General features: G+C 46.3%; 9 protein-coding genes, 1 pseudogene and 1 other annotated feature (1 of these 11 cut by a window edge). Of the genes and pseudogenes, 1 reads left to right on the top strand and 9 read right to left on the bottom strand.

What is annotated here, in order from left to right:
* Nucleotides 1-53: 53 nt before the first annotated feature.
* The gene (locus HNQ46_RS02730) at nucleotides 54-1181 is read right to left on the bottom strand and encodes an acyl-CoA dehydrogenase family protein (protein WP_183682693.1); all 1128 of its coding nucleotides are present in this window, start codon (nucleotides 1179-1181) and stop codon (nucleotides 54-56) included.
* Between the two features lie 349 nt (nucleotides 1182-1530).
* On the opposite strand from HNQ46_RS02730, the gene HNQ46_RS02725 reads away from it, so the two are divergent.
* A complete protein-coding gene (locus HNQ46_RS02725) occupies nucleotides 1531-2430 on the top strand; it encodes an EamA family transporter (protein WP_183682690.1) in 900 nt (299 codons plus the stop codon).
* A gap of 232 nt (nucleotides 2431-2662) precedes the next feature.
* On the opposite strand, the gene HNQ46_RS02720 is transcribed toward HNQ46_RS02725, so the two are convergent.
* The 8 genes and pseudogenes from HNQ46_RS02720 to HNQ46_RS02690 form a co-directional block, all read right to left on the bottom strand.
* Nucleotides 2663-4435, bottom strand: a complete 1773-nt coding sequence (locus HNQ46_RS02720) for an oleate hydratase (RefSeq protein ID WP_183682687.1) — start codon at nucleotides 4433-4435, stop codon at nucleotides 2663-2665.
* 804 nt (nucleotides 4436-5239) lie between these two features.
* Nucleotides 5240-6007, bottom strand: a complete 768-nt coding sequence (gene trpA / locus HNQ46_RS02715) for a tryptophan synthase subunit alpha (RefSeq protein WP_183682684.1) — start codon at nucleotides 6005-6007, stop codon at nucleotides 5240-5242.
* Nucleotides 6004-7194, bottom strand: a complete 1191-nt coding sequence (gene trpB, locus HNQ46_RS02710; RefSeq protein WP_243155831.1) for a tryptophan synthase subunit beta — start codon at nucleotides 7192-7194, stop codon at nucleotides 6004-6006. Before trpB ends, trpA begins: the two co-directional genes overlap by 4 nt.
* A gap of 36 nt (nucleotides 7195-7230) precedes the next feature.
* Nucleotides 7231-7821: pseudogene (locus tag HNQ46_RS12275) on the bottom strand (phosphoribosylanthranilate isomerase); the annotation flags it as partial.
* A 93-nt stretch (nucleotides 7822-7914) separates the two neighbouring features.
* A complete protein-coding gene (trpD, locus tag HNQ46_RS02705; protein WP_183682678.1) occupies nucleotides 7915-8937 on the bottom strand; it encodes an anthranilate phosphoribosyltransferase in 1023 nt (340 codons plus the stop codon).
* Between the two features lie 123 nt (nucleotides 8938-9060).
* The gene (gene trpC, locus HNQ46_RS02700; RefSeq protein WP_183682675.1) at nucleotides 9061-9846 is read right to left on the bottom strand and encodes an indole-3-glycerol phosphate synthase TrpC; all 786 of its coding nucleotides are present in this window, start codon (nucleotides 9844-9846) and stop codon (nucleotides 9061-9063) included.
* Nucleotides 9847-9858: 12 nt separating this feature from the next.
* Complete coding sequence (locus tag HNQ46_RS02695; RefSeq protein WP_007156979.1) at nucleotides 9859-10437, bottom strand: anthranilate synthase component II; 579 nt, start codon at nucleotides 10435-10437, stop codon at nucleotides 9859-9861.
* Nucleotides 10434-11897: an anthranilate synthase component I family protein gene (locus tag HNQ46_RS02690; protein WP_183682671.1), complete on the bottom strand. Its 1464-nt coding sequence runs from the start codon at nucleotides 11895-11897 to the stop codon at nucleotides 10434-10436. Before HNQ46_RS02690 ends, HNQ46_RS02695 begins: the two co-directional genes overlap by 4 nt.
* 152 nt (nucleotides 11898-12049) lie before the next feature.
* Nucleotides 12050-12168 (bottom strand) — a binding site (T-box leader) (it continues 121 nt past the right edge of the window).

Here is a 12168-nt window from a genome sequence, read left to right as displayed (position 1 = left end):
TAATCAAAGAAAGGAAGAGATATTTCCTCCCTCCCTTTCTTCATCCTTAAAGCTTATACCAAGGGCAAGCCTGTAATGGCTTTTCCGAGCCAAACGGTAAGTACGTCTGCACTGGGCGCCATAATCTGTCCTGCATAAGCATCTCTTAAGAGTCTTTCCATGCAGCCGGCCTTGTTGTAAGCCTTTCCGCCTCCGACTCTCATGCCCAGTCTTCCGGCTTCAATAACCATTTCGCAGGCAATGATACGAGCGGACAAAATCTTTGCCAAAGCATCCTCTTCTCCTGCTGCAGCACTTCTGGTCGCTTCCTTTGCCGCGCAAACGGAGGAATTCACCAGATTGTACATCTTCGCCAAGTGAATCTGAACAGTTTCGATTTCTGCCAGGGAAGTTCCGGAAGTGTATTTTCTTTCTTTTGCATGGGCAATGCTTTCCTCTAACATGTGCTCCCCAAGTCCGGAATAGACTCCTGCAAGTCCTGCAATAAAGAAAGGTGCTACAACGTTAAATACATGTTCCGGTCCGGCACCCTCCTCGCCGATTCTATTGCTTACGGAAACAGCCGCCTTGTTTAAGTGCATCTGGCAAGAAGCATTTCCTCTCATACCAAGACCATGCCAGGTATTCTGTTCAAACTTAAGTCCCGGTGTCTCCAGCGGAACTAACCAGTTATCAATAGCTCCTTCCACATCGGAGGGCGCTAAAACCAGATAATAGGAAGCCTGTTCTGCGGAGGTAACCATGCTTTTTACACCGCTTAGGAGTTTCTTGTCTCCATCATTTTCCGCCTTCAAATCGGAAATATAAAAATGGGTTCCTGTTCCCAGCTCACTGTATGCCAGAGCCAGAAGCTTTCTCTCTTCTACCACTTCTTTGACAATTCTCTTCTTCATCTCTTCACTTCCTCGAGATAAAACCACTGTCAAAGCCACATTATGCATCATATAGCATAGTCCGGTTGTCGCATCACTTTTGGCAAAAGCTCTACAAACCTCTACATGCTCTTGAATTCCTAAACCTAAGCCTCCCTGCTCCTTAGGAATGAGCAGAGTTAAAAAATCCGATTTTTTAATCTCTGCAAACGCTTCTACAGGAAATACTCCTTCTTCATCTACCTTTTTGCTACAAGGATCAATGAATTTCTCTGCAAAATTTCTAGCCTCACAATAAATTGACATCATTGTACCTCCATAAAAAAACGACTGTGCTTACAAGGAGAGGTCGCACAGCTTTGTTACGACACTCGTTTAGCATCATAATACTTAGTCAGTATGCTGTATATCTATATATTTTTTTCAAATATTTTTGTTTATTTATGCGTTATTTAAATAAATAATATTTTGAACTATCCAAAACTTTACGCTATAGAAGCTAAAAATCTCTATACAGAACAAGGCTTTTATGCTATTATTCCTATTGTTTTACTAGGAATTAAAAAACTTCTTAGTTTAATTTTTAGAATATTTATTTATCGGTTTTCGATATAAAAGTGACGAAAAAAACATGAAAATTCTTTAAAAAGGAGTCAATATGTGGTTTATTTTATCATTAATTTCCATCTTTTTCTGGTCCGGTTCGGATTTCTTTTCCAAGCTGGGCTCCCCTGCCAAGGATAAAGACAGTCATTTGAAAATGCTTATGGTGGTGGGATTGGTTATGGGTGCCCACGCCACCAGTCAGGTTTTGTTTCAAGGTGTAAGCTTTACCAAGGAAATTCTCATTGCTTATTTGCCGGTTTCCTTCCTTTACATTTCCTCCATGCTTTTGGGTTATATAGGATTGCGCTATATTGAGCTTTCCGTCTCCTCCCCCATTTGCAATACCTCCGGTGCAGTGGCTGCTCTACTTTCCTTTATTTTTCTAAAGCAGGTCTTGGCACTACCCCAGCTTTTTGCCATTCTTTTGATTCTTTTTGCCATTTACCTGCTTTCCTATCTGCAAAAAAAGCATGAGGATGCGGAACGAAAAAAGATGCAGGAAAAGGTGGAGGATAAATATGTAAACAGCTTTATCGCCATTTTCTTCCCCATCTTTTACTGCATCATTGACGGACTGGGCACATTTTTAGACGCGGTGGTTCTGGAAAAAATTCCGGAAGCCTCTGCAAATGTAGCCTATGAATACACCTTCTGTACTCTGGCAGTCTGCCTCTTCTTCTATTTGGTTTTTGTAAAAAAGACCAAGTTCAGCCTTCCTACAGAAGGACCGAAATTTTTAGCTGCCGTCTGTGAAACAATAGGCCAGTTCACCTATATCTATGCCATTGGAGCAAATGCTGTTGCCTCCGCACCCTTGATTTCCAGCTACTGCCTCTTCTCCGTAATCTGGGCCAGAATCTTCCTAAAAGAAAAGCTCAGCAAAGCCCAGTATTTTGCCATTGGACTGGCGGTTTTAGGAATCTTAATTTTAGGCTTCTTTGAAGAGGGTTAGACTCCCCCAAGATATAGAGAGCTTTTTCTCCAGCCCGGAAATACAGCTCACCGTCCTATGCAATGAGTTTCTTTCTTCAGACACGTTCTCACTAACCTCGCCTCACAGCAGTACTAAGCTGAAAGCTTAGCTCACTCGCTTTCAGCAAGTACTGGTGGGCTCAGATTGTCTTCAGAAAGAAACTCATTGCCGGACGGTGACTACACTTCCGAAGAAAAAATCCCTATATCCCTTACAGCATCCGGCAATTCTTCATCAGCTTCTCAATTTCTGTTCCTTGTACACGCTTCAGGGCTGTCTTCAGCACAATATCCTGAATAAATCCAAGATGTAAGTCTGTAATCTTCTTTCCGTCTCGAAGGGCAACCGTAGCATTTAACAGATCTCGAAGGTCGAATACGCTGCCCCAGACCTCCGGAACGCCTCTATCCACATTTGCCAGGGTGTACACGGCCTCCATAGCTGTTCGAATGGAATACTCTGTAGTAAAAACGGTATCTCTGGGCGTTTCCGCAAAGTTTCCGATAAAAGCAAAGTTTACAGAGCCCTCCGGTACCACTAAAGGACGGTCTCCGGCTTCTCGTGGTTGGAAATAAGCACTGGCAAAGGGCATCATCACCGGAACGGTATTGGCGCTATGAGCTGCCAGTTCCGAAATTTCCTCCACCGGAACACCTAAGTGATAAAGCCATTCTTCACAGATTTCCTGTCCGGTACATTCCCGCATGGATTTCTTAATAAAATCTCCGGGCTTATCGGAAAACATACCGTAAAGCCATACCAGAACCTGTCCCTTCGGCTGATTTCTGTACTGGGGTTGACGATTAATGGTCCAGCTTAGAAGCCAAGAGGAATCCGTTACGGTTACAATACCGCCGGTTACTACCTTTCCGGAGAGAGGGTCTCTTTTGCAAATGTTTTTGATATAAGGAAGAATCTTCTCATCCAAGGTATTTACCGTTGCACTTACCCAGTTACTATCCTCAGGGTTTGTACAGAATTTGTCCGGTTTTCCGAAAGATGGATCCTGTGCCGCAATTTTTCTCCATAAGTCAAAGGAGCCTCCCGGATGAATCTCACTATCCATGCCTGTAGCTTCTGTCTGACTGCCATAAGTGGAATTTTCCACGTTACTTCCATTCGTATAGAAAAGCAAATCATTTTCCGTTAGGTCAATGCTGTCCTCTTTACCGTCTCGCAAAAGCTCAATCCGTTTTGCCTGCTTCTTTCCGGCAGAAATATCAAAAAGCACATTTGTCACGCTGACACCGTAATGAAACACAACACCATGTTCTTCCAGATACTTCACCATCGGTAGCACCATGGACTCATACTGATTGTATCTGGTAAAACGTAATGCCTTAAAGTCCGGCAATCCCCCGATATGATGAATGAATCTTTGCATATAACGCTTCATTTCCAGAGCACTTTGATCATCCTTAAAGGCAAACATGGTACGCCAATACATCCAGAAATTGGTCTTAAAGACTTCATCGTCAAAAATTTCCGTCATTTTCACATTGGCCAGATCTTCATCCGTTGTCATAAAGAGCTTCATGATTTCCATGCTTCCCTTATCGGAAAGACCGAACTTATCGCCGGTTTTGGCATTTTCTCCCCGATTTTTGGTAGCACGGCATAAAGAATAATTTGGATCCTTTTTATTTAACCAGTAATACTCATCCAGAACGCTGACTCCCTCCGTCTCTATAGAGGGAATAGAATGAAACAGATCCCACATACATTCGAAATGGTTATCCATCTCTCTGCCGCCACGCATGACATAACCCGCAGAAATTTTATCCCCATCCAAAGCTCCGCCCGGATGAGATTCCTTTTCCAGAATATGAATTCTCTTCCCTTCCATCTGTGCATCCCGTACCAAAAAGCAGGCAGCTGCGAGAGAAGCTAAACCACTACCAATTAAATAGGCCGACTTGTTCTCAATCCCCTCCGGCTTTTCCGGACGGGCAAATGCCTCATAATTTCCGCTGGAATAATACATATCATACCTTCCTTTCTAAAAACTACCGATTTTTTGTATACAATATATCTTACTCCTATAAAAATATGGAAACAATAAGAAGCTGTAAAAAATCAAAATAATAGTTTTCTAAGCAATATAGGTCTAAATTTGGGGTACGCTCTCGCTAGCTTCGCCTTGCTCAGTGAAGGACTGCGCTCACGATAAGAAGGTGCTCCGATGCAGTATGGGTCTATAATCGGGGCACGCTCCCGCTAACCTCGCCTTCGTAGCAGTACTAACTTCAAGCTTCGCTTTGCTTGCTTTCAGTAAGTACTGACGGGCTCAGATTGCCCCTATTATAGACCCACACTGTATCATTCGCTTCAATTATTGATTTTTACAGTCCTTCACTTCGCCGGTCTTTCGCAAGTATTGGGCTAAGCCCCCCATGCATTCAGACCTATATTGCCGAAAATCTATTTATTATTTTGATTTTTTACAGTCTCTATTTAAATTATTTCTCTTCAACCCGGTAAAGTGCCCCACCGTCCGGCAAGAAGTTTCTTTCTGAAGACAATCTGAGCCCACCAGTACTTGCTGAAAGCGAGTGAGCGAAGCTTTCAGCTTAGTACTACTAAGGAGATGTTATTCATCAGAATAACATCTCCTGTGCGTAGACCAACTTCCGAAGGAATTTGCTTTGCGAAGCAAAGTGAGCAGTGGTTAACAGAAACCACTGCTCAGTCATGGCGAGGTTAGTGAGAACGTGTCTGAAGAAAGAAACTTCATTGTAGGACGGTGGCACTATTTCTGAAGAAAGAAACTCATTGTAGGACGGTGGCGTTATAACACTGACTTCATTGACGCCACATACTCTCCCAGTACTGCCTCTTCCTTCCCCGGATTCTCATGGATTTTCTTCATAATGGCGGAACCTACAATCACGCCGTCCGCATATTGTGCCACTTCCTTTGCCTGCTCCTTGGTGGAGATGCCAAAACCGACGGCACAGGGAATGTCAGTGTGGCTCTTCACCATTTTCAGAAGAGAAGACAGATCCGTGGTAATTTCCTTTCGCTCTCCCGTAACTCCAAGGGAGGACACGATATACAAAAATCCTTCCGCATCTTTTGCAATCTTTGCGATACGATCCTCGGAGGTGGGGGCTACCATGGAAATGAGGGCAATGCCGAAGTCCCTACAATCCTGCAAAAACTCTTCCCGCTCTTCATAGGGCACATCCGGAAGAATCAGTCCGGAAACCCCTGCTTCCTTGGCCTTTTCCATGAACTTTCTGCTGCCGTAGGAGAAAACCACATTGGCATAGGTCATATACACAAAGGGCACATCCACTTCCTGCCGAAGCTCCTTGGTCATTTGAAAAACCTGCTCTGTGGTGCATCCTCCTTGCAAGGCCCGAAGGTCCGCCTCCATAATCACCGGTCCCTCTGCGGTGGGGTCGGAGAAGGGAATCCCCAACTCAATCAGGTCCGCTCCATTTTCCACCATGCTCTTTACCAGCTTCTTGGTGCTTTCCAAATCCGGATCTCCACAGGTGATAAAGGGAATAAATGCCTTTCCCTTTGCAAATGCGTCTTTTATGCTTCTCATTCTACCAGGTCCTCCCCTCTAAAACGTGCTACGGAAACACAGTCCTTATCCCCTCTTCCGGAGATGCAGATAACAATGCTTTCCTCCTTACTCTTCTCCTTCGCCACCTTCATGCCATAGGAAATGGCATGGGCGGATTCAATGGCCGGGATGATTCCCTCCATTTTCGAAAGATACTCAAAGGCCTCTACCGCCTCCAAATCCGTTACCGGCACATACTTTGCCCGTCCGCTGTCATGGAGTGCTGCGTGCTCCGGTCCGATTCCGGGATAATCCAGTCCTGCGGAAATGGAGTATACCGGGGCAATCTGTCCAAATTCATCCTGACAGAAGTAGGACTTCATGCCGTGGAAAATGCCCAGCTTTCCTACCGCAATGGTGGCCGCAGTTTCCTCCGTATCCACCCCTCGTCCTGCTGCCTCACAGCCAATCAGCTCTACCCCCTCATCCGGGATAAAATGATAGAAGGTTCCGATGGCATTGGAGCCGCCTCCCACGCAGGCCAATACTGCTGCAGGAAGCTTTCCTTCCTTTTCCAAAATCTCTTCTCGAATCTCCTTGGAAATCACCGCCTGAAAATCCCTGACCATGGTGGGGAAGGGGTGAGGTCCCATAACGGAACCGAGGCAGTAGTGGGTATCGGAAATTCTCTTGGTCCACTCTCTCATGGCCTCGGACACCGCATCCTTTAAGGTGGCAGTTCCGGTCTTTACGGAAACCACCTCCGCTCCCAAAAGACGCATCTTGTAAACATTTAAGGCCTGACGCTCAATGTCCTCCTGCCCCATGAAGACCACACATTCCATGCCGAAAAGGGCTGCTGCCGTTGCCGTTGCCACACCGTGTTGTCCTGCTCCGGTTTCCGCAATCAGCCTGGTCTTTCCCATGCGCTTTGCCAGCAAAGCCTGCCCCAAAACATTGTTGATCTTGTGGGCACCGGTGTGGTTTAAATCCTCTCTTTTTAAGTAAATCTTGGCTCCTCCAAGATCCTTCGTCATCTTTTCCGCATAATACAGGCGGGAGGGCCGTCCTGCATAGTCATTTAAGTAACGGCTTAACTCCTTCTGAAATGCAGGATCCGCCTTAGCCTCTGTATAGGCCTTATCCAATTCTTCTATTGCCTGCATCAGGGTTTCCGGAATGTACTGTCCTCCGTGAATCCCAAAACGTCCGATATTCTCTGCCATACTACTCCTTTCTTTTACCAAGCGAATAAAACTCTCCATCTTCTCCGGGCTTTTCCGGACACCATCTTCCCCCTGCTCCTCGATTCCGGAGCTGACATCCAATCCATAGGGGGAAAATGCTTTGATTTTCTCTACTACATTTTCCGGGGAAAGTCCTCCTGCCAAGATATAGGGGCGATGAATCTTTTGTAAAAGTCCTGCCTCCGCCTCTTTGCCTTCCCCCTTCCCTCCATCCAGAAGAATCAGGTCCACCGGAGAGGCATTTGCCCGTTCTATATCCTTTTCTTCTTTTAAGATAAAGGCCTGCCAGAGAAAGGAATCCCCCCTAAGTTGCTTCATTTTCTCCTTAAGCGTAAGAACATAGGACTCCTCTTCTTCTCCATGGAGCTGAACCCCTTGGATAATTCCCTCCTGCAAAAGCTCCAGAATCTTCGGAATCTCTTCCTCTACAAAGACTCCCACCGCGGGAATGGAAGGATTCAACTTTTCCCTAAGACGCCTTGCCTGCTCCTTGTCCACAAAGCGTTTGCTTTTCTTATAGAAGACAAAGCCCACATAATCTATGGGAAGCTTTTGCAAATACTGGATTTCCTCTTCCTTTGTGATACCGCAGTACTTGACGACCATGCCAACTCCTTTCAGTACTTGACCTTCACGCCAACTCCTTTCAGCCCTCGATGCTTTATGATGCACCTCACAGGCTATAGCACTTGTCCCGGCTTAATTTTGGGAAGCTTTTCTGTACTCTTCCAAGAAGGCCAATGCCTTTCCGCTGCTGATGGCTTCCTCTGCCAGGCGAATACCTTCCTCAATGCTTTCCGCCTTTCCGGCGATAAAGAGGGCTGCTCCCGCATTTAACAAAAGAGCCGTTTTCTTGCTGCCCTGAATCTCATTGGCCAAAAGTCCCTTGGTAATTGCCGCATTTTCCGCCGCATCTCCCCCCACAAGCTCCTCTTTTTTCCCTCTTTCCAAATGGAAGTCCTCCGGAGCAATCTCAAAGATTCGGCTTTGTCCATCCCTTAATTCGCAAACTAAAGTCTTGTCGGAAACGGAAATCTCATCCATACCGTCCTCTCCGTATACCACCAAAGCCCGCTTAAGTCCTAAGTGATGCAGCACCGCCGCCATAGGCTCTAAAAGTCTTTCCTGATATACCCCAAGAAGCATGGCATCCGGCCTTGCAGGATTGGTTAGCGGCCCAAGGATATTGAAAATGGTCCGAAAGCCCAGTTCCTTTCGAATGGCTCCCACATACTTCATGGCGGTATGGTAGTGCTGGGCAAAGAGGAAGCAAAGGCCGGTATTTCTCAGCATTTCCTCCGCCTTTTCCTTGTCCTGCACAATGTTAATGCCTAAGGCTTCCTGACAATCCGCGGTGCCGGACTTGGAGGAGGCTGCCCGGTTTCCATGCTTTGCCACCTTTACCCCTAAAGAAGCTACTACCAAGGCGGAGGTGGTGGAAATGTTGTAGCTGTTGCTGTGGTCTCCACCGGTTCCTACGATTTCCAAAACCTCCATGCCCTCATGCTTTACCTCTGTGGCATGCTCCCGCATCGCCTTGGCAAATGCGGTAATTTCCGTGATATTTTCTTCCTCTTGCTTTCTGCAGGCCAGAGCCGTAAGAAAGGCGGTATTTTGCACCGGAGAGCTTTTCCCGTCCAGAATTTCATTCATGCTTTCGTAGCTTTCCTGAAAGCTTAAATCCTCTCCCAACACCAGTTTTTTGATACATTCTTGCAGCATACCCGCTCCTTTCTTTCCCTTACTTCTGTTCCTTTTAAATCCTCTTTTTGGCAAAAACTATCTTTTAAACAAATCCGGCTTTTCTACTTTTTTACGCATAATTCCTTTTTTGTAGATTATTTCTTATTTCAATAGGCTCCGTAATTCCTGAAGTTTTTCCTTCTTGCTCTCTGCCCGCATCAGGCTTTCTCCAATCAGAACCCCATCTACCCCGGCTTCCTCTAAAAGCCTTAGTTCTTCCGGCTTGGACATTCCGCTTTCCGCCACGAAAAGCTGTCCCTTTGGCACCAAATTTCTTAAAGATAGGCTGTTTTCCATGTTTACGGAAAAGGTCTTCAGGTTTCTGTTGTTGACTCCGATAATCTCCGCTCCCACAGAGAGGGCACAGCGGATTTCTTCCTCATCATGGCATTCCACCAAGGTATCCAGTCCCAGCTTTCCGGCTATGCTTAGAAATTCCTTCAGTTCCCTTTCTCCGAGAAGAGAAACAATCAGGAGAATCGCTTTCGCTCCTAAAAGCTTGGCCTGATAGATTTGGTAGGGGTCAATCAGAAAATCCTTCCGAAGCACCGGTACCGAAACAGCTTGTGCGATTTCTTGTAAATATTGATCCTTCCCCAGAAAATACTTAGGCTCCGTCAAGCAGGAAATGGCGTCTATGCCGGCAGCTTCATAGTCCTTTGCAATCTGCAAATAGGGAAAGTTTTCTGCGATAATGCCCTTGGAGGGAGAAGCCTTCTTCACCTCTCCGATAATGGATAAGCCCTCCTTGGCTAAGGCCTGGTAAAAGCTTTTGCCTTTGCTCTCCCGCTCCTCCAAAAGCCTTTCCAGTTCCAAAAGAGAAAGCAGCTTTTTCTCTTCTTCCACAGCCTTTCTTCTTTCCCTTGCAATTTCTTCTAAAATGCTCATTTGCTTCTACCCTTATGCTCCCTTACAAATCCTTGCAAAGTTTTCCAAAATCTTCGCTCCGTCCTTAGTCATGATACTTTCCGGATGGAACTGTACGCCGTAAACCTTCCGCTCCCTGTCTTCCACCGCCATCACTTCCTCTTGCTTGGTTTTTCCGGTAATCCGAAGCTCTGTGCCCTCCAGACTTTCCTCCTCGGCAATCAGGCTATGGTAGCGAGCCACCTTCATTTTCCGGCCAAGACCTTTAAAAAGCTCCGAGTCTTCCACAATGTCCACCTCGGACTGTCTGCCGTGCATGGGTTTTATGGCGTGGCTTACTGTGCCTCCATAGACCTGACAGATGGCCTGTTCTCCAAGACAAACCCCAAGAATAGGGATTTTTCCTCGAAGAGAACGAATGACTTGGGGGCAAATGCCGGAATTTTCCGGTCTGCCCGGTCCGGGAGAAAGAACGATTCCTGCCGGCTTCATGGCCTCGATTTCTTCCACCGTTTTCCCGTCGTTTCGAATCACTTCCACCCTCTCGTATTGGGACAGCATCTGATACAGGTTAAAGGTAAAGCTGTCATAGTTATCAATTAAAAGAATCATTCTGCCTCCTCCCCTCTTCGAATGGCTTCCACCATGGCCTGGGCCTTATTCTTACACTCCTCAAATTCCTTTTCCTCGGAGGAGTCCACCACGATGCCGGCTCCGGAGCGAATCCCCACCTTTCCGTTTTTCTTATAGGCAAAGCGGATCGCAATACAGAGGTCCAGATTTCCGTTGAAATCAATGTATCCGATTCCCCCACCATAAATACCCCGGCGGTTTTGCTCTATATCGTCAATCAGCTGCATGGCCCGAATCTTCGGTGCTCCGCTTAGGGTTCCGGCAGGAAGCACAGCGGAAACGCAGTCCAGCGCGTCATAACCTTCCTTAAGCTCTCCCATTACCGTGGAGCCGATATGCATCACATGGGAATAGCGCTGAATCTCGTGGTACTTTTCCACCTTCACGGTGCCTACCTTGGCGATTTTCCCGATATCGTTTCTGCCTAAATCTACCAGCATATCGTGCTCGGAAACTTCCTTTTCATCCTGCAAAAGCTCCATGGCGATTCGCTTATCCTCTTCCTCTGTTACTCCCCTCTTTCTGGTTCCTGCCAGAGGGAAGGTCTGTAAAACGCCCTCCTCAAGCTTCACCAGAGTTTCCGGGCTTGCTCCTGCCAGCTCCAAGTCCTTACTGGAAAAGTAGAAAAGGTAGGGGGAGGGATTTAAGCAACGAAGGTGCCTATAGCTTTCCAAAAGACTTCCCTCATAGTCCGCTTCCAGCCTGTTGGAGAGGACGATTTGGAAAATGTCTCCATCCTTCAAATGTCTCTTTGCCTTCTTCACCATTTGCATATATTCTTCCTTGCTGTGGAGGAGGCGGAAGTCGCTTAGGCATCTGCCGGGCTCTTCCTTCTTCTGCTCCCCGCTTTTTAAGAGTCTGTGCATATTTTCCAATTCCAAAACCGCTCTCTTATAGCCCGCCTCGCCCTCGGAAAGGGACATATTCACAATCAGGAAAATCTTTTGCAGGAAGTGGTCAAAACAGATTATCTTGTCAAAGAGCATCAGGTCCAAATCCTGGAAGTCCTCCTCATCCTTTCCGGAAAAATGAAGGCTGTTCTCCTCATACTGGATAAAGTCATAAGCGAAGTATCCAACCAGTCCTCCGGTAAAGGAAGGAGCCCCGGGTACCTTGGGAGCCTTGTGCTCTTGAAGGATTTGCCGGATTAGAGCCTTGGGATCCTTGGTGGGAAGCTTTAAGCCGGAGCTTTCTACGATTCCGTTTTTACAGGAAATGCTTTGCTTCGGATCATAGCCCAGAAAGGTATATCTCCCCCATTTTTCTCTATCCTCCATGGACTCCAGTAAAAAGACATTTTGCGAAATATTTTTCAAAATGGACAATGCGGTAATGGGAGTAATGAAATCTGAAAAAATCTCCTTCATGACGGGAAGCAGGCGAAGGCTTTCATCCTTCCGGTAGGCTTCCATTTCCACAAGACTTGGTCTAATCATCATTTTCTTCCTTTCTCTACGCTCTGCATGGGATTGGCTTCTTCATTTTAGAAATAAACGCTTTGACATACTTTTGGCTTTCACTTAAACTCTGTCTTTAGCATTTCCAAAATCCATTTTTGAAAATAAAAAAACCCCAGCAGAATAAAAATTCTGCTAGGGACGAAAATTAAAGTTCGCGGTGCCACCCTAGTTCACGATTCACTCGTGCTCTTAGCAAGGTACTAACATACCTCCGGAAACTAACGCATTCCTACGCGTCATGGAATACTCG

The sequence above is a fragment of the Oribacterium sinus genome, assembly GCF_014202695.1.
GTDB lineage: Bacteria > Bacillota > Clostridia > Lachnospirales > Lachnospiraceae > Oribacterium > Oribacterium sinus.
The sequence above is the reverse complement of the archived record's forward strand: the minus strand, read 5'-3'. Positions and strand labels throughout refer to the sequence as shown.

Bases quoted from the DNA above. Each gene is read 5' to 3' on its own strand.
- trpC (WP_183682675.1), bottom strand. From the start codon at position 9,846: ATGAGCATTTTAGAAGAAATTGCAAGGGAAAGAAGAAAGGCTGTGGAA.
- HNQ46_RS02695 (WP_007156979.1), bottom strand. From the start codon at position 10,437: ATGATTCTTTTAATTGATAACTATGACAGCTTTACCTTTAACCTGTAT.
- trpD (WP_183682678.1), bottom strand. From the start codon at position 8,937: ATGCTGCAAGAATGTATCAAAAAACTGGTGTTGGGAGAGGATTTAAGC.
- HNQ46_RS02730 (WP_183682693.1), bottom strand. From the start codon at position 1,181: ATGATGTCAATTTATTGTGAGGCTAGAAATTTTGCAGAGAAATTCATT.
- trpA (WP_183682684.1), bottom strand. From the start codon at position 6,007: ATGAGAAGCATAAAAGACGCATTTGCAAAGGGAAAGGCATTTATTCCC.
- HNQ46_RS02720 (WP_183682687.1), bottom strand. From the start codon at position 4,435: ATGTATTATTCCAGCGGAAATTATGAGGCATTTGCCCGTCCGGAAAAG.
- HNQ46_RS02725 (WP_183682690.1), top strand. From the start codon at position 1,531: ATGTGGTTTATTTTATCATTAATTTCCATCTTTTTCTGGTCCGGTTCG.
- HNQ46_RS02690 (WP_183682671.1), bottom strand. From the start codon at position 11,897: ATGATGATTAGACCAAGTCTTGTGGAAATGGAAGCCTACCGGAAGGAT.
- trpB (WP_243155831.1), bottom strand. From the start codon at position 7,194: ATGGCAGAGAATATCGGACGTTTTGGGATTCACGGAGGACAGTACATT.